This is a genomic window from Nocardiopsis yanglingensis, from assembly GCF_045809185.1.
Lineage (GTDB): Bacteria > Pseudomonadota > Gammaproteobacteria > Xanthomonadales > Xanthomonadaceae > Stenotrophomonas > Stenotrophomonas yanglingensis.
This window is the reverse complement of the sequence record NZ_JBJNRH010000009.1, coordinates 2,148-26,470: the sequence shown is the minus strand read 5'-3', so window position 1 is coordinate 26,470 and position 24,323 is coordinate 2,148. Positions and strand designations below refer to the sequence as shown.

Genomic DNA, 24,323 nt, shown 5'->3' with positions numbered 1-24,323 from the left:
CGCTGCCGGCCAGCGGCCGGCACTACCGGTCAGGACTCCAGCAGCTCCATCCACGCTGCCTCGGCTTTTTCCAGCTGGGCGGCAGCGGTTTCGCGGTCACGGCCGATCACCGCCATGCGGGTGGCATCGGCGTAGTTGGCCGGGTCGGCCAGCTGGCGGTCCAGTTCGGCCAGTGCACCTTCCAGTTCGGCCACCTTGGCTTCAGCGGCGGCCAGCTTGTGCGGATTCACCGGCTTCTTCTGCACCACCTGCGCCACCGGGGCGGTCTTGACCACCACCGGCTCTTCCACCTGTTCCATGCGCGCCTTGGTGCCCTGCGCCTGCGGACGGGTGCGCAGCCAGGCCGCGTAGGCGTCGAGGTCGCCGTCGAACGGCTCGACCACGCCATCGGCCACGCGCCAGTAGGTATCGCAGACCAGGCCGATCAGATGGCGGTCATGCGAGACCATCACGATCGCGCCTTCGAAGGTGGCCAGCGCTTCGGCCAGCGCTTCGCGCATTTCCAGGTCAAGGTGGTTGGTCGGTTCGTCCAGCAGCAGCACGTTCGGCTGCTGCCAGGCGATCAGCGCCAACGCCAGGCGCGCGCGCTCGCCACCGGAGAAACCATCCACCGGCTCGAATGCACGGTCGCCCGGGAAGTTCCACTTGCCGAGGAAATCGCGGAACGACTGGTTCGGTGCGTCCGGGGCGATCTCGCGGAAGTGCTCCATCGGCGACTGGCCTTCGTGCAGCGACTCCACCGTGTGCTGGGCGAAGTAGCCGATCTTCAGGTCCGGATGCGCCATGCGCTCGCCAACGATCGGCGCCAGCTCGCCCACCAGGGTCTTCACCAGCGTGGTCTTACCGGCACCGTTCGGGCCGAGCAGGCCGATGCGCTGGCCCGCTTCCAGGCCGAAACCAACGTTGTGCAGGATCACCGCGTCCTTGCCATAGCCAGCTTCGACGTGGTTCAGGCGGATCAGCGAGAACGGCAGCTTGGCCGGCGGCGCGAACTCGATGCGGAACTCGCGCTCGGCACGCACCGCTTCGGTGCCGGCCAGCTTGGCCAGGCGCTTCATGCGGCTTTGCGCCTGCGCGGCCTTGCTGGCCTGCGCCTTGAAGCGGTCGATGAAGCTCTGCAGGTGGGCGCGCTCGGCCTGTTCCTTCTCGTGCGCGATCTGCTGCTGGCGCAGCTGTTCGGCGCGCTGGCGTTCGAAATCGGTGTAGCCGCCCGGGTAGAGCTTGGCGCCGCCACCGTGCAGGTGCAGCGTGTGGGTGGCCACGTTGTCGAGGAACTCGCGGTCATGCGAGATCAGCAACAGCGTGCCGGGGTACTTCAGCAGCCACTGTTCCAGCCAGTACACCGCGTCCAGGTCCAGGTGGTTGGTCGGTTCGTCCAGCAGCAGCAGATCGCTGGGCATCATCAGCGCGCGTGCCAGGTTCAGGCGCACGCGCCAGCCGCCGGAGAACGAAGACACCGCGCGATGGTGGGTTTCGGCCGGGAAGCCCAGGCCATGCAGCAGCTTGCCGGCGCGCGCTTCGGCGTCGTAGGCATTGAGCTCGGCCATCTTCGTATGCGCTTCGGCCACCGCTTCCCAGTCTTCGCGGGCGGTCGCCTCGGCCTCGGCGGCCAGCACGGCGGCCACCTCGATGTCGCCGCCCAGCACGAAGCTCAGCGCCGGGTCGGGCAGCGACGGGGTTTCCTGGGCCACGCTGGCGATGCGCACCTTGCCGGGCAGATCGACATCGCCCTTGTCCGCCTCCAGCTCGCCCTTCACCGCCGCGAACAGGCTGGACTTGCCAGCACCGTTGCGGCCGACCACACCCACCCGGTAACCGGCGTGCAGGGTCAGGTCGACATTGGACAACAGCAGCCGCTCGCCGCGGCGCAAGGCGAAATTACGAAGCGAAATCATGGGGGAAGGCGTCCATATAACCGAATGGAATGTGCTGGTGAGCACTGTTCCTGCGACGCAATTCTAGCGTTAACGAATACTTGACGCGTCCCGGGATGCGCGGCGGCCGGCGTTCCTCTCTCCCACGTCCTTGCCGCGCGCGTCCCGGGCTCCCTCCCCCGCCAGTGCCGATTCGGGCTAAATGGTTGCTGCTGCAACGTTTTTTCCGATGACCGGCATTTGACAGGCGCTGAATATCCCGTTAATTCCTGCTTTGCGCACCGCAACAACCGCCGTCCGCCTCACCCCCGTGATGTCGATTCCGGTGCCACCCCCGCCAACCGGAGCTCCGTCCCGATGACCCGCAAGACCAGCCTGATCGCCGCCGCCGTCGCTGTCGCACTCGGTGGCTCTCCGTTCGTTGCCGCTGCCCAGCAGGCCGGCACCGCCGCCAACACCCTGGACACGGTGATCGTCACCGGCACCCGCGTGGCCGACCGCACGGTCGCCGAGTCGCAGTCGCCGATCGACATCATCACCCCCGAAGCCCTGCAGTCCACCGGTACCAGTGAGCTGGCCACCGCGCTGTCGCGCGCGCTGCCCTCGCTGAACTTCCCGCGCCCGGCCCTGACCGACGGCACCAGCGGCGTGCGCCCGGCGCAGCTGCGTGGCCTGTCGCCGGACCAGGTGCTGGTGCTGGTCAACGGCAAGCGCCGCCATACCTCGGCGATGATCAATGTCAACGGCAGCATCGGCCGTGGCTCGTCGGCGGTGGACATCAACGCGATCCCGATCGCTGCCATCGAGCGCGTGGAAGTGCTGCGCGACGGCGCGTCGGCGCAGTACGGCTCGGACGCCATCGCCGGCGTCATCAACATCGTGCTCAAGGGCAGCGGCAGTGGCGGCAGCCTGGCCGTGGACTACGGCCAGTACTCGGCCGGTGACGGCAACAAGTACCAGCTCTCCGGCGATACCGGCGTCGAGTTCGGCGACGGCCGTGGCCGCGTGCACGTGGCCGGCCAGATCAGCCAGCAGGACGAGAGCAACCGCGCCGGCCCGTACCGCGGCACCACGCCGAACACCGGCAACTACCCGAGCATCGGCCAGAAGACCTTCATCGTCGGCGACCCGCGCGTGGATGCCACTGCGGCCTCGGTCAACGCCAGCTTCGATTTCAGCGACCACGTGACCGGCTACGCCAGCGCGCTGCTCAGCAACCGCGACATCACCTCGTTCGCGTTCTATCGCTCGCGCAACCATCTGAATCAGACCGCGCTGCTGGCGCAGACCTATCCGGATGGTTTCGTGCCGGAGATCAACCAGTATTCCAAGGACCGCTCGCTGGTAGCCGGCGTCAAGGGCAACACCGACAATGGCTGGACCTGGGACCTGAGCCTGAACCACGGCGAGAACACCCTCGACTTCCACACCCGCAACAGCATCAACTACAGCCTGGGTGCAACCAGCCCGCGCTCGTTCTACGACGGTACGCTGAAGTACCAGCAGGACATCTTCAATGCCGACCTGACCAAGTCGCTGGACTGGGGCCTGGCCTACCCGGTCACGCTGTCCTTCGGCGGTGAGTACCGCAAGGAGAAGTGGGACCAGAAGCCGGGCGAACTGAATTCGTATACCGGCAGCGGCGCGCAGGGCTTCGGTGGCTTCACCCCGACCAATGAAGTGCATGCCGACCGCCACAACTACGCGGTCTATGCAGGCCTGGAAGCGGACCTGACCGAGAAGTTCTCGGCCGGCATCACCGGCCGCTACGAGGACTACTCGGACTTCGGCGACCGCTTCTCCGGCAAGCTGTCGGCGCGCTACGCGTTCACCGACAAGGTCGCGCTGCGTGCCACTGCATCCAGCGGCTTCCGTGCGCCGTCGCTGGCGCAGCAGGGCTACCAGGCGGTCACCAGCCAGTTCACCAACGGCGTGTTCGTCGAGCGCGGCACCTTCCCGACCACCAGCCAGGCCGCGCAGGCACTGGGCGCCTCGCCGCTGAAAGCCGAGACCTCCACCTCCTACAGCCTGGGCCTGGTGCTGCAGCCGGTCGACCGCCTGTACATCACCGTCGATGCCTATCAGATCGACATCGACAACCGCATCGCGCTGTCGTCCAGCATCACCACCAACGCCGCCAGCAGCGCGCTGCTGAGCAGCCTGGGCCTGCCGCAGGTGACCGCGTTCTCGTACTTCACCAACGGGCTGGATACGCGTACCCGTGGCGTCGACTTCGTGTCCAGTTACACCGTGCCCTTCAGCGCCAGCAGTCTGGAACTGACCGCCGCGTACAGCTACAACGACACCGAAGTGCGCCGCGTCGGCGGCACCCCGGCGGTGTTCGGCACGCTGGGCCTGAACCAGTCGCTGATCGGCCGTGATGAGATCGGCCGCATCGAGGACAGCTACCCGCGCGACAAGGCGATCCTGAGCGGCACCTGGCGTTCGGACCACTGGGAACTCGGCCTGGCCGCGACCCGCTACGGCAAATTCACGGTGCGCAACTCGGCCACCGCGCTGCGCGACCAGACCTACGGCGACGCCTGGGTGGTGGATGCCTCGGCCAGCTACAAGCCGAGCAGCAACTGGACCCTGACCGTGGGCGCCGACAACCTGCTGGACAAGTACCCGGACCGCACCGAAGACCTGCAGAACTCGACCTTCGGCATGCTGCCGTACAGCAACTACTCGCCGTTCGGCTTCAACGGCGCGTACGTGTACGGCCGGGTCAAGTACACCTGGTAAGCGGTATCGGGCGTGCCGGGCCCTGCCCGGTGTCGCGCTGACTGCCTCTACGCCCGCCAGACTTGCACTGGCGGGCGTTTTGCTTTCGAAGGACACCGCGCCAAAGGCCGCACAGTGCTCACGGTTTGTATATTGAAGACTGGCCTTCACTTGAGCGATCCCACCATCCCGAGGGGTGGAGGGAATATTCCGCCTACATGCCCATAAAAATGCCTACGCTGCTCACCTTCTTCACCAAGTCGGATGAGGAACACTTCTCTCGGAAGCTGTCTGCACTTCTCCCTGATGTGACGTTTATCGACATCGGGGATTGGCAGTCGACGACCCCACAGCTAAAAGAATCGCTCTCAGACTGCGACGGCTCCAGCCCACAGCACGCCATTTGGAATCGATCGATCCTGGATGAATCCGAGTACCGCAGGAAATTCGTTTTCCCCGAACTGAACGGGAAATCCTACTTTGGTGCGACAGTCGGCCCTGGCCTCATTCAGTACATCCCATCACAGGTTGCCGGCTACGACCCTTCATGTCTGCGCCACGGGCGATTCTCGGCCTCATATGATCCCAAGGCCGATCCGGCCACGGACCAATTTGTGAAAACCGCTTTCCAATTGCTCAGGAACGGTGGAAAGAAAGTCCATTGGGTTGATCGCGGGACGGGACAGAAAATTTCTGAGCGCCCAGCAGCAGGTTTCATAGCCTGGCCAGACGCGGCCAGCCGGTTCAACGGCGAGGATGGTAAGTACCTCACCCATCACGCGCAGGCGTTCCTCGTGCCTGAGCCCTGAGCCCTCCCCTCCCCCGTCCAGCCCGCTGGGCACACGATGGGAAAAGGCCATTTTTGCTGTGGGAGAAGGAATCGCCCCTCAAAGTTTGCTGCATCTGGCGCATTAGGTGAAAATCAGGGCATCCCCCCGTTTTTCTGCGAGAGCCGATGCACCATGACACCGACCTGATCAACATCGTTGCCGTTGGCCTCGGGCTCGCCTTCATCTTCGGCGCGCTGGCCAACAAGCTCCGCTTGTCTCCCCTGGTCGGTTACCTGGTTGCTGGCATCTGCGTAGGCCCGTTCACCCCCGGCTTCGTTGCCGACCAGGCGCTGGCCAACCAGCTGGCCGAGCTGGGCGTGATGCTGCTGATGTTCGGTGTCGGCCTGCACTTCTCGCTGAAGGACCTGATGGCGGTCAAGGCCATCGCCATCCCCGGTGCCATCGGCCAGATCGCGGTCGCTACCCTGCTCGGCTGGGGCGTGGCGTCGCTGATGGGCTGGCCGGCCATCCATGGCGTCATCTTCGGTTTCTCGCTGGCCACCGCCAGTACCGTGGTGCTGCTGCGGGCGATGGAGGAGCGCCGCCTGCTGGAGACGATGCGCGGCAAGATCGCGGTCGGCTGGCTGATCGTGGAAGACCTGGCCTGTGTGCTGGCGCTGGTGATGATGCCGGTGATGGCCGGTGTCTTCGGCCCCGACGCGGCCAAGGAATCGCACTCGCTGGGCAGCGTGCTGGCCGACATCGGCTGGACCTTCGTGCAGCTTGGCCTGTTCGTGGCGGTGATGCTGGTGGTCGGCCGCCGGGTCATTCCGTGGATCCTCGAACGCATCGCCGGTACCGGCTCGCGCGAGCTGTTCACCCTGTCAGTGCTGGCGATCGCGCTGGGCGTGGCGTTCGGCTCGGCCATGTTGTTCGGCGTCTCGTTCGCGCTGGGCGCGTTCTTCGCCGGCATGCTGCTCAACGAATCGGAGCTGAGCCACAAGGCCGCAACCGATTCGCTGCCACTGCGCGATGCGTTCGCGGTGCTGTTCTTCGTCTCGGTCGGCATGCTGTTCGATCCGAACATCCTCATCCAACACCCGTGGCAGGTGCTGGCCACCGTGCTGATCATCATGTTCGGCAAGTCGGCCGCCGCCTTCTTCATCGTGCGTGCATTCGGCCACCCGACCAGCACTGCGCTGACCATCTCTGCCAGCCTGGCGCAGATCGGCGAGTTCGCCTTCATCATCGCCGGCCTCGGCGTGGCCCTGCAGATCCTGCCGAAGGAAGGCCAGTCGCTGGTACTGGCCGGTGCGCTGGTGTCGATCATGCTCAACCCGCTGGTGTTCGGGCTGCTGGACCGTTGGCAGGCCAAGCAGGAACAGCAGCCGCAGCCGGCCGAGCCGGAAGAGGCGATCGGCCCATCGCGTGATCTGAACGGGCACGCGATCGTGATCGGCTACGGCCGGGTCGGCAGCGAGCTGGCGCAGGTGCTGCGCGATCGCGGCGTGCCGGTGCTGGTGATCGATGACAACAAGGAACATGTCGAACAGGCACATGCCAAGGGCCTGGCCGCGATCCGCGGCAGTGCTGCTGCCGACCGGGTGCTGGCCGAGGCCCATCCGGAGCGCGCGAAGATTGCGGTGCTGGCCATTCCGCAGCCGCTGGAGGCCGGTGAGGCACTGGCCAAGCTGCGGGCGATCAACCCGGAGCTGACCCTGCTGGCGCGCGCGCACAGCGATGCGGAAGTGAAGCATCTGCTGGAACACGGTGCGGATGGCACGGTGATGGCCGAGCGTGAGCTGGCGTACTCGCTTGCGGAGATGGTGATGTCCACGCCGCCGTATCGCGGGCTGGGACAGCACAGTATTCCGGTGGTGTGAGGGGTGTGGGTGGGCAGGGCTTGCAGCCCTGCACCTGCTGAATAAACGTCAACGGCAAAAGCGGGTATTCCGTGGGATGGCGGGGTGGGTCCGGTTGCAGGGGACGCCGTGAATCCGTCCATGGAGGCTCGGTCGCGCCATCCATGGCGCTCACGCCCCTGCAACCGGACCCACCCCGCCTTCGACAATTTCCTGTGGCTGTTGGTAGGTGTCGACCTTGGTCGACACGGCGGTGCACGGGGTCAGATCCGTTTTCCGCAGGAAAACGGATCTGACCCGGAAACAAAAAAATCCCCGGTCGACCCGCATCGACCGGGGATCTGGATCGCCACGTTGCCACGCCTTGGAGAGGCAGTTCCACCGTAGCGCATCGCGGCGCGGGTGGTGATCGCCTGTGGCGATGACGACCAAGCGTGCGGCTATCAGGCGCCGGCCAGGGCCTGCTCCAGGTCGGTGCGCAGGTCGCCGATGTGCTCGATGCCGATCGACAGCCGCACGGTGTCTTCGCTGACGCCGGCCTTGGCCAGCTCCGCTGCATCCAGCTGGCGATGAGTGGTCGAGGCAGGATGGGTGGCCAGCGACTTCGCGTCGCCCAGGTTGACCAGGCGGGTGAACAGCTTCAGTGCATCGAGGAAGCGTGCGCCGGCTTCACGGCCACCCGGCAGGCCGAAGGTCAGCACGCCAGAACCGTGCCCGCCCAGATAGCGCTGCGCGGCGGCGTGCTCGGGGTCGTCGGCCAACCCGGCGTAGCGCACCCAGGCCACCTTGTCGTGCGCCTTCAGGAACTGTGCAACGGCCAACGCGTTGGCGTTGATGCGTTCCATGCGCAGCGCCAGGGTTTCGATGCCCTGCAGGATCAGGAACGCGTTGAACGGCGACAGCGCCGCGCCGGTATTGCGCAACGGGACCACCCGCGCGCGGCCGATGTAGGCCGCCGGCCCCAGCGCTTCGGTATAGACCACGCCGTGGTAGCTCGGGTCAGGCTGGTTGAGGCGGGCGAAGCGTTGGGGCTGCGCGGCCCAGTCGAAGCGGCCCGAGTCGATGATCGCACCGCCGAGACTATTGCCGTGGCCCCCGAGGTACTTGGTCAGCGAATGCACCACGATGTCGGCGCCGTGCTCGAACGGGCGCAGCAGGAACGGCGTGGCCACCGTGTTGTCCACGATCAGCGGCACGCCGGCGGCATGCGCGACCTCGGCGATGGCCGCGATGTCGGTGACGTTGCCACGCGGGTTGCCGATCGATTCGACGAACACCGCCTTGGTGCGTTCGTCGATCAGCGCGGCGAAGGCGGACGGATCGGCCGGGTCGGCGAAGCGCGCCTGGATGCCGTACTGCGGCAGCGTGTGCGCCAGCAGGTTGAGGCTGCCGCCATACAGCGCACTGGAGGCAACGATGTTGTCACCGGCCTCGGCGATGGTCTGGATGGCATAGGTGATCGCCGCCTGCCCCGAGGCCAGTGCCAGCGCGCCGATGCCACCTTCCAGCGCGGCCAGGCGCTGCTCCAGCACGTCGGTGGTGGGGTTCATGATGCGGGTGTAGATGTTGCCTGGTACCTTCAGATCGAACAGGTCGGCGCCGTGCTGGGTGTCATCGAAGGCATACGCCACCGTCTGGTAAATCGGCACCGCCACCGCGCGGGTGGTCGGGTCGGGACGGTAGCCGCCGTGCACGGCCAGGGTTTCCAGTTGCCACTGCGGGTCGCTCATTGCACCAGGCTCCATCCGGGGAAACCGCCACCATAGGCCAGCCGGGGCCGTCCGCTGAAAGCCGCTGGCGATGACGTCCGTACCGCCGGTTATCAGGTTGGCCGCGATTCAGGCAGCCGTCATGGACGGTTGCTAGGCTTCGCCGCCGGGCGCTCCTGCCCGGGCATGGAAGCCCAACGCGTATGCAGCCATCTCCCTGGACACCCACCGCCAGCGGCACACCGACCCAGGTCCTGCTGGTGGAAGACGATCGTCGCCTGGCCGAGCTGGTCAGCGATTACCTCCACGAACATGGCTTCGCCGTGCAGCACGTCGCGCGTGGCGACCTGGCCGGCGCCGCGTGCCGCCAGCATGCGCCGGAACTGGTGGTGCTGGACCTGATGCTGCCGGGCCTCGGTGGCATCGATGTATGCCGGCAGATCCGCAGTTTCTCCGATGTGCCGATCCTGATGCTGACCGCCTGCGAGGACGACATCGAGCAGGTGCTGGGCCTGGAATCGGGCGCCGACGACTATGTGCACAAGCCGATCGAGCCGCGCCTGCTGCTGGCCCGCCTGCGCGCCCTGCTGCGCCGCCGCCATGGCAGCAGCAACACCGGCACGCCCTGCCGCCTGATGCACGGCGAGCTGCTGATCGACCGCATGCAGCGCGAGGTGCATCTGCATGGCCAGCCGGTGGACATGGGCACCACCGAATTCGAGATTCTGTGGCTGCTGGCCAGCCAGCCGGGGCAGATCCTCTCGCGCGACCAGATCCTGCAGGCGGTGCGCGGCATCGGCTTCGACGGGCTGGACCGAAGCGTCGATGTCAGCATCGGCAAGCTGCGCCGCAAGCTGGGCGATGACGCGCGCGAACCGCGGCGGATCAAGACCGTGTGGGGCCGCGGCTACCAGTTCAATCCCTCGTCCTGGTCGGCATGAAGCGGCTGTTCCTGCGCCTGTGGCTGGTGGTCGGCGCAAGCTTCCTGATCACCCTGCTGCTGATCAACGTGATCTTCGATCGCATCTACCTGCCGTTCCAGCAGCGTGTGTTCGCAGAGCAGGTGCGCGGCCAGCTGTATGCATTACGGCAGGGACTGGACGGAAAGGACCCGGCCGCCCAGCAGGATCAGCTGGCGCAATGGCAACCCCACTATGGCATCGCCCTGGCTCTGCTGCCGTCAGCGCCGGCCCTCGCGGCGGGCGAACAGGAACAGCTGCAGCGCAACGGGCTCATCTCCCGGCAGAAGTTCGAGATCGTACTGGCGCCGCTTGATCCACTGCATCCCGACGGTCCCTGGCTGCGCCTGCACCTGCCAGGCGAGCCGTCGATGACCCTGTATCTCACCCTGATCGCGTATTCGGTAATGCTGGCCCTGTTCGGGCTGTGCCTGTACGCCTGGGTGCGACTGCTCTGGCGCGATCTGGACGCCCTGCGCGTGCATGCCGACCGCATCGGTGCCGGTGATCTGCAGGCGCGCGCACAGGTCTCGCCACGCTCGCAGATCCGGGTCATCGTCGACCATTCCAACCGCATGGCCGCACGTGTGGCAGAACTGGTGCAGCGCCAGCGCGACCTGACCAATGCGATCTCGCACGAACTGCGCACCCCCATCGCACGCGTGGCCTTCGGCCTGGACCTGATGCAGGACAGCGACGATCGCGAACGCCGTACACGGCTGGCACAGGGGCTGCACGGCGACCTGGCCGAACTCAACCGGCTGGTCAGCGAACTGCTGGCCTATGAACGTCTGGAGCATCCCAGCGAAGCCGAGCCTCTGCAGCGCATCGAAGCCAATGACTGGCTGCAGGACTGCGTGGCCGATGTGCGCCGTGACGCCGAACGTTCCGGCGTGGTCCTGCGCGTGCAACCCAGTGCGTTGCCACGGGTGGACGCCGAGCCGCGCCTGCTGCAGCTGGCGCTGAGCAACCTGGTGGGCAATGCGCTGCGCCATGCGCGTTCGCAGGTGGAAGTCTCGCTGGTGGGTGTCGGTGGCCGTGCCTGTCTGCGCGTGGATGACGACGGCCCCGGCATCGCCGAAGCCGACCACGAGAAGGTGATGCGTCCGTTCACCCGTCTGGATGACAGCCGCAGCCGCGATACCGGCGGCTTCGGCCTGGGCCTGGCCATTGTCAACCGCATTGCAGCCCGCCACGGCGGCGAGCTGCGCATCAGCCGCGCCACGCTGGGCGGCGCGCGCCTGGAAATGCACTGGCCGCTGGCTGCCAGCTGAACGCCCACGGGCAGGATTACAGTTGATTACAACTCCCGCACAACTGCGGACGGATCGGTCGCCGGCATATCGCCACGCTGGCAACCCTGCAGCACACGCCGGATGCGCGTGCTGCTTTCCTCCCATTGTCGAGAGTGCCCATGTCCCAGCGTCACCGTACCCCTGCCCTGCTCTGCCTGGCCCTGCTGCCCCTGTTCGCCGCACCGATCGCCCATGCCAAGGATGACCACTGGACCTTCGAAGTCGCCGCCGGTGGTGGCGTGACCCCGCGCTACAGCGGCAGCGAGGAGTACCGTGCGACGCCATCGCTGTCCTTCGATGTCACTTCGCCGGGAGGATGGTTTCTGGGCACCAGTGGCATCGGCTGGGGCACCACCCTCGGCGAGCACACCCGCGTGCGTGCCTATGTCGGCGCCAGCGGCATCCGCAAGGACAAGGACTCCCTGCTCGGTGGTTCCGACTTCCTGCGCGGCATGGGTGATATCGATACCCGTCCCCTGGTCGGTGTCTCGGCTGGTTATACGCTGGGCGAAGCCGTGCTGAGCGGCGCCTGGCAGTTCACCCGCAAGGACGAGGACAAGGCCGAGAACGGCCTGGCCACCCAGCAGATCCACCTGAACCTGAGCATGCCGCTGTTCGACCTGGCCGGCGGTGTGGTCAGCGGCAGCGTGTCCACCGACTACGGCAACCGTGGCTACATGCAGACCTGGTACGGCGTCAGCCCGGAACAGGCGGCGCGCACCGGCTTTGCCCGGCACACGCCGAAGGCCGGCCTGGTCAGTGCCGGTCTTGGCCTGAAATGGAGCCACCGCGTGGGCCGCAACGGCAACTGGTACATCTCGGCCGAGGGCACGCGACTGCTTGGCGACGCCGCCGACAGCCCGATCGTGCAGAAGCCCAACCAGTTCGGGCTGATGAGTGGCTACACGCACCGCTTCTGATTCAAAAAAGGGCGCCCCTCGGCGCCCTTTCATCCCTGCGGTCAGCGGCAGGCCGGTGCCTGACCGCTGCCGCACAGCTCGACCTCGCGCAGCCAACCAATCCACTGCACGACGTCGTCCTTCTCCGGTTCAGAGCGGAACGATTTCTGCACGGTGTGGAAACCCCCTGTGCCCTGGATGCCCTTGATCCAGGTGAACTCGGGCTTGCCGGTGCCCGGATTCCTGGGGCAGCTGAGCATCAGCAATGCGAATGGGCGACCACCTTCCTCGCCCTCGCGGATCCAGTGACTCTGTGCGTCGGGGCAGGCAATGCGCCAACCGGCTTCGATGATGCCGAGGAACTCGCGCGGGCTTGCGTGGCTACTGTTCGGCGCGTCGTTGACGGTGACCATGTCGGTCCAGTCCTGCACGGTCTGCCCATTGGGCACGTACTCGGTGATGCGGTTGCCCTGCGCATCGGTGTTCTGGTGGGCCTGGTGGTAGCCCTTCATCGGCGGCAACTGCACCTGCTCCGCAGCGGCGGCATGGGTAGCCGACGTGGCGAGTGCCAGTGCGATGCAGAGTGAAGCCAGGCGTGTGACGTCCATGCAGTTCTCCTTGTCCGGGCAAAAGTTCAACAAGGCGATTCTGCACCGGGAAGGCTCGCGATGGCGCCCCCACTCGAAGAGGGGGGCGCTTGCGGGGTCAAGCCTTGGCGAACACCAGGTGGCCGCCGTCGTTGCCGACTTCGATGGTGTCGCCGTTGACGAAGGCGCCGGACAGGATCTTCTGCGCCAACGGGTTCTCCAGCTGCGCCTGGATCGCGCGCTTCAACGGGCGCGCACCATACACCGGATCGAACCCGACGTTGCCAAGCAGGTCGAACGCTGCGTCGGACACCATCAGCTTCAAGCCGCGCTCGGCCAGGCGCTTCTCCAGGCCACGCATCTGGATGCGCGCGATCTGCTTGATCTGCTGCTTGTCCAGCGGGTGGAACACCACGATGTCGTCCAGGCGGTTGATGAACTCCGGACGGAAGTGCGCCTGCACCACGCCCATCACCGCCGCCTTCATCTGCGTGTAGGCCTCCGGGCTGTCGTCAGCACTCATGTCCTGGATCTGGTGCGAGCCCAGATTCGAGGTCATCACGATGACGGTGTTGCGGAAGTCCACGGTGCGGCCCTGGCCATCGGTCAGGCGGCCATCGTCCAGCACCTGCAGCAGGATGTTGAACACATCCGGGTGCGCCTTCTCCACTTCGTCCAGCAGGATCAACGAGTACGGACGGCGACGCACGGCCTCGGTCAGGTAGCCCCCCTCTTCGTAACCAACGTAGCCCGGAGGGGCACCGATCAGGCGGGCGACGCTGTGCTTCTCCATGAACTCGCTCATGTCGATGCGGATCATTGCGTCGGCGCTGTCGAACAGGAACTCGGCCAGCGACTTGCACAGCTCGGTCTTGCCGACACCGGTCGGGCCGAGGAACAGGAACGAACCGGCCGGACGATTCGGATCGGACAGCCCCGCGCGCGAGCGGCGCACGGCGTCGGAGACGACCTTGATCGCTTCCTCCTGGCCGACCACGCGGTTGTGCAGCACCTCTTCCATCCGCAGCAGCTTGTCGCGCTCGCCTTCGAGCATCTTGTTGACCGGGATGCCGGTCCAGCGCGAGACGACCTCGGCGATCTCCTCGTCGGTCACCCGGTCCTGCACCAGCTTGAAGTCCTTGTGTTCGGCCTCCTGCGCAGCGGCCAGCTGCTTTTCCAGCTGCGGCAGCAGGCCGTACTGGATCTCGCTCATCTTGGCGAAATCCTGGCGGCGCTGCGCCGATTCCAGCTCCAGCTTGGCCTGCTCGACCTGTTCCTTGATCTTGGTTGCACCCTGCAGCGCGGCCTTCTCCGACTTCCAGATTTCATTGAGGTCGGAGAACTCGCGCTCCAGCGCATCGATGTCGTTTTCCAGATCGGCCAGGCGCTGCCGCGAGGCCTCGTCCTTTTCCTTCTTCAGCATCTCGCGTTGGATCTTCAGCTGGATCACCCGGCGTTCCAGGCGATCCAGTTCCTCCGGCTTGGAGTCGATCTCCATGCGCAGGCGCGAGGCCGCCTCGTCCATCAGATCGATGGCCTTGTCCGGCAGCTGGCGATCGGTGATGTAGCGGTTGGACAGCGTCGCAGCGGCGACGATGGCCGGATCGGTGATCTCCACGCCGTGATGCACCGCGTACTTTTCCTTCAGCCCACGCAGGATGGCGATGGTGTCTTCCACCGACGGCTCACCCACGAACACCTTCTGGAAGCGGCGCTCCAGCGCGGCGTCCTTTTCGATGTACTTGCGGTATTCATCCAGCGTGGTGGCACCCACGCAGTGCAGCTCGCCACGTGCCAACGCCGGCTTGAGCATGTTGCCGGCATCCATCGCGCCGTCGGCCTTGCCGGCGCCGACCATGGTGTGCAGCTCATCGATGAACAGGATGATCTGCCCTTCGCTCTTGGCGAGGTCGTTGAGCACGCCCTTCAGGCGTTCCTCGAATTCGCCACGGAACTTGGCACCGGCAATCAGCGCGCCCATGTCCAGCGACAGCACGCGCTTGCCGCGCAGGCCTTCGGGCACTTCGTCGTTGATGATGCGCTGGGCCAGGCCTTCGACGATCGCGGTCTTGCCCACGCCGGGCTCGCCGATCAGCACCGGATTGTTCTTGGTCCGGCGCTGCAGCACCTGGATGGTGCGACGGATTTCCTCGTCACGGCCGATCACCGGGTCCAGCTTGCCGCTCTCGGCACGCGCGGTCAGGTCGATGGTGTACTTCTCCAGCGCCTGCCGCTGTTCTTCAGCATTTTCCGACTGCACGTTCTCGCCGCCGCGCAGCTTGTCGATGGCGGCCTGCAGGCGGGTCTTGTCGGCACCGGTGGCGCGCAGCGCCATGCCCAGCGTGCCGCTGTCTTCCAGCGCGGCCAGCACGAACCACTCGCTGGCAATGAAGGCATCGCCGTGCTGCTGCGCCAGCTTGTCGGTCTGGTTGAGCAGGCGCCCCAGGTCATTGCCCATCGAAACGTTGCCGGCCTGCCCGGACACCTTGGGCAGTGCATCCAGCGCCTCGGTCAGGCGCTCGCGCAGTACCGGCACGTTCACCCCGGCCTGGGCCAGCAGCGGGCGCGTACTGCCACCCTGCTGGTCCAGCAACGCGCTGAACAGGTGAACCGGTTCGATGATGCTGTTGTCGCGGCCCACGGCCAGCGACTGTGCGTCTGCCAGCGCCTGCTGGAAACGCGAGGTGAGCTTGTCCATCCGCATTGCGAAACCTCATCGGTCATCTGGGCCGGCCCGTGCCGGCGATGCTGGAAAGATGCGGTTGCCCCACCCCGTTTCAAGGGTGGCTGCGACTGCACCCCGAGGCCAGTCAGCCTGCGGCCAGCATGCCGGAACGGGTGTGGTCGGCGCGTTGATCCAGCGCAAGCCACTGCGCGCCAAGCACTGGAATCCGGGCATCGCGGATGCGATACTTGCGAATCATTCTCATTTCGATCAAGACCACGCTCCCCCTTTCATGGGCCTCCACCACGAACAACTGGGCATGCTGTACCGCGATCATCGCGTCTGGCTGCACGGCTGGCTGAGCGGGCGCGTGGGCAATCGCGATGTGGCTGACGATCTCACCCAGGACACCTTCGCGCGGCTGCTGCTGGGGCGCGATCTCGCTGCCCTGCGTGAGCCCCGTGCCTTCCTGACCACGGTAGCGCGCGGGCTGGCCGCCAACTGGTTCCGTCGCCAGGCGCTGGAACGCGCCTACCTGGAATACCTGGCCCAGTTTCCAGAACCGGTGCTGCCCTCGCTGGAAGAACAGGCACTCGTGCGTGAGGCTTTGCAGCAGATCGATGCGATGCTGGACGGATTGCCGGCAATGGCGCGCCGGGTGTTCCTGCTGGCGCAGTTCGATGGGCTTCGCTATGAGGCCATCGGCGAACAGCTGGGGTTGTCGCTGTCCACGGTGAAGCGGCACATGAAACGGGCACTGCTGGGCTGCCTTGCGCATGCCGGCTGAGACCGCCACCGCACCGGCCCTACCGCCACGTGTGCTGGAGCAGGCCGCCGACTGGCTGATGCGCCTGCACGAAGACGGCAGCGCGGCGCAGCGCGCGCGGTGGCAGCGCTGGCACGATGCCGATCCCGACCATGCACGTGCGTGGCAGCGCGCGGAGCGTCTGCTGGCGCTGAGCGGGCAGGTGCCACCGCCATTGGCCCACAGCGCACTGCAACGCGCGCCCTCGCCGGGCCGGCGCGCCGTGCTGCGCAGCGTTGCCGCACTGCTGGTGGCACCACTCGGCGGTTGGCTGGCATGGAGGTTGTGGGATGACGCGGCGTGGGATGCCAGCGTCCGTACCGCCGTGGGCGAACGATCACAGCGGGTGCTGGACGATGGCAGCGTGCTGCAGCTGGATACCGATACCGCCGTGGACATCGCCTTTGATGACCAGCAGCGCCTGCTGCGGCTGCGGCACGGGCAGGTGCAGGTGGCGACCTCGCCCGATCCGCAACGGCCGACCCGGCCGTTCCGGGTCGCGACGCCACAGGGCATCCTGCAAGCCCTCGGTACCCGCTTCAGCGTGCGCCTGTTCGCCGAGGACGCACTTCTGGTGGTGCAGGAGGGCGCAGTTCGCATCGATACAGGCGCGCTGTATCGCCGGGTTGATGCAGGGATGCAACTGCGCTGGAACCGGCAGTCCCTGCCACAGCCGCAGGCCGCCAACGCCGGCGCAGATGCTTGGACCCACGGCATGCTGGTGGCCGACGCCTTGCCACTGCAGCAGTTGGTGCAGGAACTGGGGCGCTATCACCGCCACTGGCTGCGTGTGGATCCGGCGATCGCCGCACTGCCCGTGTCCGGTGCCTACCCGCTGGATGACCTGGACCGCAGCCTGTCGATGCTCGCGGCAACCTACGCCGTGCAGGTCCAGCGGGGCCTGTGGACCCAGCTGCGGCCGGCCGACACACGAGGGTGACACTTTTTCCCGGCTCGGGGGGCAGAAGGAGTGAACCCCTCATTCCGCCCCTTTCCCATGCCCATGAATTCCACCCGCCTGCGCGCCAGCATGCTGGCCGCCGCCCTCGTTGCCACCCCGGTGTTCGCCCAGACCACACCAGTGGCGCCAGCAGCACCTGCCACAACCCCGTCGCTGGGCAGCGCACTGAGCAGCTTCGCCGCCGAACACGGTGTCGCCCTGTCCTTCGATCCGGCGCTGACCCGCGGCCGCCAGGCAGCGCCGGTGGCGGAAGGACTCGATGTGGATGCCGGCTTTGGCGCACTGCTGCAGGGCAGCGGCCTGCACGCGGTTCGCCGCGAAGACGGCAGCTACACCCTGCGCCGCGCCACCATCACCCGCCAGACCCAGCCGCTGCGCGTGGGCGGCACCGATGGCCGGGTTGCCTTGCCGCAGGCCATGCCCTACGGACAGGGCGTGACGATGGACGCCGATGCGCTGGATGCCCAGGTAAAGGGCAACGGTGATATCGCCACGGCCCTGCGCAGCAACCCGGCCGTGCAGTTCAGCGATTCCAACAGCAGCAGCCGCAATATGGGCGAGATCCGGCCGGACGATTTCAGCATCAACGGCGCGCCCTACTACCAGAACCTGTTCCTGCTCGATGGCGCGACCATCAACAACGACATCGACCCGGCGTTCAACGTCTCCGGTACCGGCAACCCCAACAACGCAGTGGACGTGCCCAGTTCCGCACAGGGTATCGCCGTGGATGTGGACCTGCTGGAATCGCTGACGGTCTATGACGCCAACGTGCCAGCGGCGTACGGCGGCTTCACCGGCGGCGTGGTCGATGCACGCAGCCGCAAGGCCAACGATGGCCTGCATGGCAAGGTGTGGATGCGCATGGCGCGCTCGGCCTGGGACCAGATCATCGCCAACGACGCGCAGGCTGAAACCTACGCGGAGTCGGCCACCTATGCCTACCAGCCGCAGTACGACAAGTACCGCGTGGGCGCACGCCTGGAGGGCCGCACATCGTTCGGCCTGGGCATCATCGGCACGGTCACGCGTACCCACTCGGACATTCCGCTGCGCGCCTACTCCGCCGGCCGCGACTCTGCTGGCGACGACGTCAACCAGAAGACCCAGACGCGCGAGAACACCAGCGCCAGCGTCGCCCTGGACTGGCAGAACGACGATGGCCTGCAGTTGGGGGCCAGCTTTTCCTATGCGCCCACGGATGACCGCTACTACATCATGAACGGCCGTGATTCCTGGTTCGACATCAAATCCGGCGGGCCCACTGCCACCCTGCGTGCGAACTGGACCCACGGCGCCTGGACCCTGCGCAATACGGTCAACTACAGCAACGTGGAATCCTCACGCCGCAGCGACCTGGACTACATGCGCAACTGGGCCAGTTCCGAGGAATTCAACTGGAGCCCGACCGGCATCAGCTCCGAGGGCAGCTTCGGCAATGTCGACCAGAATGACCGCCGCATCGGCTACCGGGCGGTGGTGGACCGGGACATGTTCACGATCGGGCGCAGCGAGCACTCCCTGCAGTTCGGCCTGGGCGTGCAGCACCGTGACGGCAGCTATGAGCGCCTGAACGATCATGCGGTGTACCTGTCTACAGGCGTGACCAGCAGCTGCAGGCTTTCCGACGGCACCATCGATACGTTCTCGTGTTCGCTCTCGCCGCTGCGTGCCGGTGGCGCCGGACAGTACTTCAAGCAGCAGCAGCTTTACCACGCCGGCACGTTCGAGGTCAGCGGCGAGGAATACGAGGCGTGGCTGCAGGACGACATCCGGGTGGGCCACTGGAACATCCGCCCGGGCCTGCGCCTGGACCGCAACAACGTCTGGAGCCAGACCAACCTGTCCCCGCGAGTGGCCATTTCCTGGGATGTACTGGGCGACCAGCGCACGGTCATCAATGCCGGCGTGAACCGCTACTACGGCCGCAGCTTCTACAGCTACCTGCTGCGCGATGGCCGTGAACGCCTGCGCGAGACGCTGGTGCGTACCAAGGCATCCACCCCTTGGGCGGAAGCCACCCGTACCACCAATGTGGCGACCAACCGCCTGCGTGACGTTGATTCACCCTATACCGATGAGTGGACCCTGGGCGTGGACCAGCGGGTCGCAGGGCTGGTCTTCAACCTGAAGTATGTCAACCGTGCCACGCGCAAGGACATCCTGCGCCGCAAGGTCGATGGCCCCGATCGCACCCTCTACAATCTCAACACCTTCGAATACACCAACGAAGGCCGCAGCGATGCGGAGATCTGGACCCTGTCGATCGCTTCGCAGCGGCCCTGGGACGTGCTGGGCACACGCAGCAGCTTCCAGCTTTCGACTGACTACACCGACGTCAAGCGCAACTACAACAGCTACGAAGACAGCGACGACATGTTCGAGCTGGTACGCCTGGATGGCAAGCTGATGTATCGCTACGAGCTGCCGGCCACCCAGTTCCTGCGCCCGTGGAGTGCACGCCTGAGCACCCGCACCGAGATTCCCGCGCTGGGCCTGAGCTGGAACAACTTCTTCCGCTACCGCGCCGGCTTCGAAGGTTTTTCCACCGGAGCGTCGCAGACCATCGATGGCATCACCGCCCCCAACCTCACCAGCCGAAAGTATGCCGGCACCTGGACCTGGGATGCCAACCTGGAATATCGCCTTTCATTTCCGCGCGACCAGGAGGCTTACGCACGCATCGAAGTGCAGAACGTGCTGAACCGCAGCAACCTGACCACCGCCAGTGGCACCGCGGCTACCACCATGTACTACGAGCCCGGCCGCAGTTTCTGGCTGGAAATGGGCTACTCCTTCTGATCCTGGAGCCCGCACAGCTGTATCGGGCCACTGCAGATGAAGCGCCTCCATTCCCTACGACTGCTGCTGCCCGTCGCCGTCCTGCTGCTGGGCGGTACAGGCGGGCCAGCGCCCGCGCGCAGTACGCCCTGCCCTGACGTGCTACCTGCACGGCCAGATGGTGCCTGCCTGCGCGTCCTGTACAACGGGCCCAGCACAGACTGGCCCGCACCCAACGTGGATACCGGCGTCGTCTGGCAGGAACTGGCCCCGCTGCCATCTGCAGTCGATCCGGCGGAAAATCCATCAACGCCGATCAAGGTGGCACTGGGCCGGCGGCTGTTCTTCGATCCGGTTCTTTCGAAGTCTCGGCAACTGGCCTGCGCCAGCTGCCACGACCCGGACCTGGGCTGGGCCGATGGTCGCCGCGTGTCCTTCGGTCATGATCGCCAGCCCGGTCGCCGCAATGCGCCCAGCATTGCTACCAGCGCGTACGTGGCACCGCTGTTCTGGGATGGCCGTGCCACCACGCTGGAACAGCAGGCACTGCATCCCATCGCCGATCCCGTCGAAATGGGCTTCACCACGCAGGGCGCCGTGCGTCGCCTGCGCCGCGATGCGTCCTATCGCGCTGACTTCGCCGCGGTGTTCGCGCAACCGCGCATCGATGCCGCGCAGCTTGGCCAGGCCATCGCCGCCTTCGAGCGCAGCCTGTCACCGCGCAGCAGCCGCTTTGATCGCTTTCTGCGCGGCAATGCGCGTGCGCTGGACGATGCCCAGCTGCGTGGCCTGCACCTGTTCCGCACGCAGGCCGGTTGCATGAACTGCCACAGCGGGGCGGCGCTCACCGACAACGGCTTCCACAACCTGGGCCTGCATTTTCATGGGCGCGCGCGGCAGGATCTGGGGCGTTATGAGTTCACCGGCGATCCCGCCGACAGCGGCCGGTTCCGGACGCCCTCGCTACGCGGCGTTGCCGCCACTGCACCGTACATGCACAACGGCATGATCCCGACGCTGTCCGGCGTACTGGTGTTCTACAACGTCGGCGGCGCGCGCCCGCGTGCACCGGCCTCGCCTCCGGCCGATGCGGCGCCCTTTCCTGCGCCTGATCCACTGCTGCGGCCGCGCGGGCTCAGCCGCCAGGACCTGCAGGACATCGAGGCGTTCCTGCAGACGCTGTAGCTGCGATCAGCCGCCGGCAGGCGGCGCTGCAGCCGGTTTCGGTGGCAGCAGCGGCGGCGCGGCAGCAATGGCAACCGGGCAGCCATAGGTGCCGGCAACGTCCATGTACAGGCTGTAGCGCTGGGTCGCGGCGAAACCCACCCGCCAGTCCGGGTTGAACAGGGGGTCAGGCCCCGGTGTCAGGCCGATGTCCACCGGCAGGTTCAGCACTTCCTCGCCGATCATCACCGGCGTGGTCGCCTCTACGTACTGGATGTCTTCGCTGCCCGCAGTGGTGATCACGTTCTTGCGCCGGATCGCAGACGCGGGCGGCGCTGCCGGCAGCGTTCCACGGGCCTGGAAGGCGCCATTGAAGCCGGTATCCACCTTGACCAGGACGTTCTGCTTGCCGGCGCGGATCGGATAGCGGACGTCGTACGCATCCGCCCATAGCGAGGACAGCGTGGCCATCCGCCGCGTGCACGGCACTGGGGTGGCCGTGGCCTGGATCACCAGCGCATCCTTGTTGACCCGCACCCGGCCCAACGCGCGCAGCACGTCCAGGCCGATGCGGGGCAGATCGTCCTGGCCCAGCACCGCGAAGGAAACGCCGCGCACTGCCAGACCGCCGATTTCGAGATCGGCCGGCGCCGCCAGCGCATACAACTGCCCGGGCTTGCCATCGGCCACCATGAAACCTTCGGTCAGCTCCAGCCCGAGTTCGGCCGCCAGTGTGCGCCCGATGCGCGAATGCGCCGCGCCGCTGTCCAGATGCATGCGCACCTCGCGTTCGCCGGTGGCGGTACGGACCTTCAAGGCGAGCGTCGGCAGTTCGTTGTTCATCTGCAGTGGAACGCTGACATCGCGGGCAGGCGCCGGCACTGCCAGCGCATTGCGCGGCCAGGCGGTGAAACGCTCGAAATGCGGCTCACTGATGCCGGCGAGATGGATGTCGCCCATCTGACGTTTCAGCAACGGCCGGATATCGCGCTCCAGCAGCGTGCGGACCTGCAGCATCTGCGTTGCCCATCCGGCGATATCGCCCTGCAGCAGCAGATTTCCGGCCAGGGTGGCCGAGCACAGGTACTCAACTCCCTTCACGCTGTCGGCCGGTTCACTGGCCACGGCCTGCAGGCATTGCTGGGCGGCTTTGCTGGAGCGTTCCAGCTCCCCACGCACCCGGTAGAAGCCCGCCTGGCCAAGCAGTCCCTTTGCCCCCTGGGCCTTGCCCAGCGCCTGCAGCCTTCCCAGTTCCGCGAGGCGCACGCTGCGGGTGTAGCGATAGGGATCGCTCAGTTCGCCGTCCGGCGTCTCCACGGCGGCAGCCGAAGCCACTGCCGTGGCAACCAACGCACTCACTCCCAACCACATTCGATGCATCGAGGTTACTCCTGTCTACCCGACGCCGACCGTATCACGGTGGCAATGACATCTGCCGCTGCAGCCTTCAGCCACGTGTGAGTGAACTTCGGATCGCGCGCAGTTGCTGTTTCACCGCACGCTCCTGCGTGGCATCCATGCGCAGCAGTGCCTTCTGCCCCACTGAACGCGACTGCAGATCGGGATCGACAAAGCGGTAGCGGCCCCGTTCATCACGTACCACCGCCACCGGCCGCGCCGGTTCCGGAGTCTCCAGCAGGTGATCGATCACCGCCACCAGGCGGTCGTTGAAATAGCCCTCCGGCCGGCCCAGGTCGACGTAGGCCTGTTGGATCAGCGGATAGAAGTGCTTGTAGGCCGTGGCCGTTGCCGCCGGGTCGAGCGCGGTAAATGCCTGCACGTAGGGCGCATAGCGCGCCGCGTTGCTGGCGGCGATGCGTTCGCCGCCCTCACCGGGCTCGACCTGCAAATTGCCCGGCAACGGCCGCGCGGCCAGTGCGGTCGGCGGCACGCTGGGCTTGTCCAGGTTGTCGACCTGGGTGACCAGGCGCTGGATCAGATGGTCACGCAGCAGCAGGGTCAGCGGCCCTTCGCCCTGGAACAGCTGGCTCAATGCCCCCCAGGCAGCGGCATCGCTGTCAGCCAGCTTCGGCAGCGCCGGATCTGCCGCGGCCTCGGTATCCAGCGGATGCTTGATCGGAGGCGGCGCTGGCGCGGGTTCTGCGGCCGCCTGCGGTTGTGACGGTGCGCTGGTACTGGCAGGGGTTGAATGCACCGGCACCGAAACACCGTCTGCCAAGCTCTTCAGCTGATCGCGGAACAACCAACCGCCCGCGCCACCGATCACCACTACACCCAACACCCAGGGCCATACCGCCTTTCCACTCTGCATGATGCAGCACCTCGTTTCACACGCATGGAGAAGGTGTGACCCCACCAGTTCCAACGGGTTCCCCGCCTGTTCCGCTACCGTTCGGGTTCGGGCCTGCACCAGGCCGCGCTCACGCCTGCTTTGCATGCCGCGCGCGAGGCTGTAGGCCTTGTCCTGTGGAGGCACTACCATGCAGTACGCGCTGTATTACTGGACCGGCATCCAGGGCCGTGGTGAATTCGTGCGGCTGGCGCTGGAAGATGCCGGCGCCGACTACATCGACATGGCGCGGGTGCACGGCGATGCAGTGATGCAGCCGTTTCTCGATGGCGGCAGTGAAGGTGCGCAGCCCTTCGCGCCGCCGTTCCTGAAGGCGGGCCGCCAGGTCATCGCGCAGGTTGCGGCCATCCTGGATTTTCTCGGCCCGACCTTGGACCTGGTGCCACAAGCGGCCTCGCGGCGGACGCAGGCACTGCAGTTGCAGCTGACCATCGCCGACCTGGTGGCCGAGGTGCATGACACCCACCATCCGATCGCTGCATCGAAGTACTACGAAGAGCAGAAGACCGAAGCCAAGGCACGCGCCGCTTCACTGCGCAGCGAGAGGCTGCCGAAGTTCCTCGGCTACTTCGAGCAGGTGCTGGCCGCCAACGGTGGCCGCCATGCACTGCGCGAGCATTCGTATGTGGACCTTTCGCTGTTCCAGCTGCTGAGCGGGCTGGACTACATGTTCCCGCGGCGCATGCAGGCACTGGCACCGACCCTGCCCCTGCTGCGTGCGCTGCAGGAGCGGGTAGCCAAGCGGCCCAACATCGCCACCTATCTGGCCTCGGAGCGGCGCCTGGCGTTCAACATCAATGGCATCTTCCGCCACTACCCTGAGCTGGATGGGGAGCGGTAGTGCCGGCCGCTGGCCGGCAGCTGCACCATCCGGCCGAAGCCCACGGTAGTGGGGGGGCGCGGGCGGCCCCACCCGGGGGGGGGGGGGTGTAGGCCCCCCCGGGGGACCCCCCGCGA

The 24,323-nt window shown here is 66.4% G+C and carries 17 protein-coding genes; 11 read left to right on the top strand and 6 right to left on the bottom strand.

Translation table 11 applies throughout. The features are described 5' to 3' along the window. Positions 1-29 precede the first annotated feature (29 nt). Positions 30-1,895 carry an ABC-F family ATP-binding cassette domain-containing protein gene (locus ACJ7C5_RS13130; protein WP_043400521.1) on the bottom strand — a complete coding sequence of 622 codons (1,866 nt, stop codon included), beginning with the start codon at positions 1,893-1,895 and terminating at the stop codon, positions 30-32. A gap of 336 nt (positions 1,896-2,231) precedes the next feature. Here ACJ7C5_RS13130 and ACJ7C5_RS13125 point away from each other — a divergent pair, with 336 nt between their 5' ends. The 3 genes from ACJ7C5_RS13125 (at position 2,232) to ybaL (ending at position 7,251) form a co-directional block, all read left to right on the top strand. Continuing rightward, a complete protein-coding gene (locus tag ACJ7C5_RS13125; RefSeq protein ID WP_412704153.1) occupies positions 2,232-4,619 on the top strand; it encodes a TonB-dependent receptor plug domain-containing protein in 2,388 nt (795 codons plus the stop codon). A gap of 209 nt (positions 4,620-4,828) precedes the next feature. After that, positions 4,829-5,407 carry a hypothetical protein gene (locus ACJ7C5_RS13120; protein ID WP_412704152.1) on the top strand — a complete coding sequence of 193 codons (579 nt, stop codon included), beginning with the start codon at positions 4,829-4,831 and terminating at the stop codon, positions 5,405-5,407. Positions 5,408-5,553: 146 nt separating this feature from the next. After that, on the top strand, positions 5,554-7,251 hold the full coding sequence (ybaL, locus tag ACJ7C5_RS13115; RefSeq protein ID WP_412704151.1) for a YbaL family putative K(+) efflux transporter: 1,698 nt from the start codon (positions 5,554-5,556) through the stop codon (positions 7,249-7,251). 422 nt (positions 7,252-7,673) lie between these two features. On the opposite strand, the gene ACJ7C5_RS13110 is transcribed toward ybaL, so the two are convergent. Beyond that, positions 7,674-8,960: an O-acetylhomoserine aminocarboxypropyltransferase/cysteine synthase family protein gene (locus ACJ7C5_RS13110; RefSeq protein ID WP_093999646.1), complete on the bottom strand. Its 1,287-nt coding sequence runs from the start codon at positions 8,958-8,960 to the stop codon at positions 7,674-7,676. Positions 8,961-9,142: 182 nt separating this feature from the next. Between ACJ7C5_RS13110 and ACJ7C5_RS13105 the strand changes: the two genes are divergently transcribed. The 3 genes from ACJ7C5_RS13105 to ACJ7C5_RS13095 all read left to right on the top strand — a co-directional run bounded on the left by ACJ7C5_RS13105 (position 9,143) and on the right by ACJ7C5_RS13095 (position 12,113). Next, positions 9,143-9,880 carry a winged helix-turn-helix domain-containing protein gene (locus ACJ7C5_RS13105; RefSeq protein WP_093999645.1) on the top strand — a complete coding sequence of 246 codons (738 nt, stop codon included), beginning with the start codon at positions 9,143-9,145 and terminating at the stop codon, positions 9,878-9,880. Continuing rightward, complete coding sequence (locus tag ACJ7C5_RS13100) at positions 9,877-11,172, top strand: ATP-binding protein (RefSeq protein WP_412704150.1); 1,296 nt, start codon at positions 9,877-9,879, stop codon at positions 11,170-11,172. The genes ACJ7C5_RS13105 and ACJ7C5_RS13100 overlap by 4 nt, the downstream gene beginning before the upstream one ends. Before the next feature lie 140 nt (positions 11,173-11,312). Continuing rightward, positions 11,313-12,113, top strand: a complete 801-nt coding sequence (locus ACJ7C5_RS13095) for a MipA/OmpV family protein (RefSeq protein WP_412704149.1) — start codon at positions 11,313-11,315, stop codon at positions 12,111-12,113. A gap of 41 nt (positions 12,114-12,154) precedes the next feature. Here the strand turns inward: ACJ7C5_RS13095 and ACJ7C5_RS13090 are convergent, their stop codons facing one another. Both ACJ7C5_RS13090 and clpB read right to left on the bottom strand, forming a co-directional pair. After that, entirely contained in the window at positions 12,155-12,700 is a 546-nt protein-coding gene (locus tag ACJ7C5_RS13090; RefSeq protein WP_232460569.1) for a hypothetical protein, read from the bottom strand. A gap of 97 nt (positions 12,701-12,797) precedes the next feature. Then, positions 12,798-15,377: an ATP-dependent chaperone ClpB gene (clpB, locus tag ACJ7C5_RS13085; RefSeq protein WP_485873430.1), complete on the bottom strand. Its 2,580-nt coding sequence runs from the start codon at positions 15,375-15,377 to the stop codon at positions 12,798-12,800. 259 nt (positions 15,378-15,636) lie between these two features. Between clpB and ACJ7C5_RS13080 the strand changes: the two genes are divergently transcribed. From ACJ7C5_RS13080 to ACJ7C5_RS13065, 4 genes are all read left to right on the top strand, one after another. Continuing rightward, entirely contained in the window at positions 15,637-16,131 is a 495-nt protein-coding gene (locus ACJ7C5_RS13080; RefSeq protein WP_088026897.1) for a sigma-70 family RNA polymerase sigma factor, read from the top strand. After that, positions 16,121-17,089, top strand: coding sequence for a FecR domain-containing protein (locus ACJ7C5_RS13075; RefSeq protein ID WP_412704147.1), 969 nt, complete (start codon positions 16,121-16,123; stop codon positions 17,087-17,089). Before ACJ7C5_RS13080 ends, ACJ7C5_RS13075 begins: the two co-directional genes overlap by 11 nt. Before the next feature lie 63 nt (positions 17,090-17,152). After that, complete coding sequence (locus tag ACJ7C5_RS13070; protein ID WP_412704146.1) at positions 17,153-19,912, top strand: TonB-dependent receptor; 2,760 nt, start codon at positions 17,153-17,155, stop codon at positions 19,910-19,912. A gap of 216 nt (positions 19,913-20,128) precedes the next feature. After that, positions 20,129-21,076, top strand: a complete 948-nt coding sequence (locus ACJ7C5_RS13065; RefSeq protein WP_412704145.1) for a cytochrome-c peroxidase — start codon at positions 20,129-20,131, stop codon at positions 21,074-21,076. Positions 21,077-21,082: 6 nt separating this feature from the next. On the opposite strand, the gene ACJ7C5_RS13060 is transcribed toward ACJ7C5_RS13065, so the two are convergent. Together ACJ7C5_RS13060 and ACJ7C5_RS13055 are read right to left on the bottom strand one after the other, a co-directional pair. Then, entirely contained in the window at positions 21,083-22,435 is a 1,353-nt protein-coding gene (locus ACJ7C5_RS13060; RefSeq protein ID WP_412704144.1) for an aspartyl protease family protein, read from the bottom strand. A 67-nt stretch (positions 22,436-22,502) separates the two neighbouring features. After that, positions 22,503-23,327 (bottom strand): DUF3014 domain-containing protein, encoded by an 825-nt coding sequence (locus tag ACJ7C5_RS13055; protein ID WP_412704143.1) that lies wholly within the window; start codon positions 23,325-23,327, stop codon positions 22,503-22,505. Between the two features lie 169 nt (positions 23,328-23,496). On the opposite strand from ACJ7C5_RS13055, the gene ACJ7C5_RS13050 reads away from it, so the two are divergent. Continuing rightward, positions 23,497-24,207 carry a glutathione S-transferase gene (locus ACJ7C5_RS13050; protein WP_097049906.1) on the top strand — a complete coding sequence of 237 codons (711 nt, stop codon included), beginning with the start codon at positions 23,497-23,499 and terminating at the stop codon, positions 24,205-24,207. Positions 24,208-24,323: the final 116 nt, after the last annotated feature.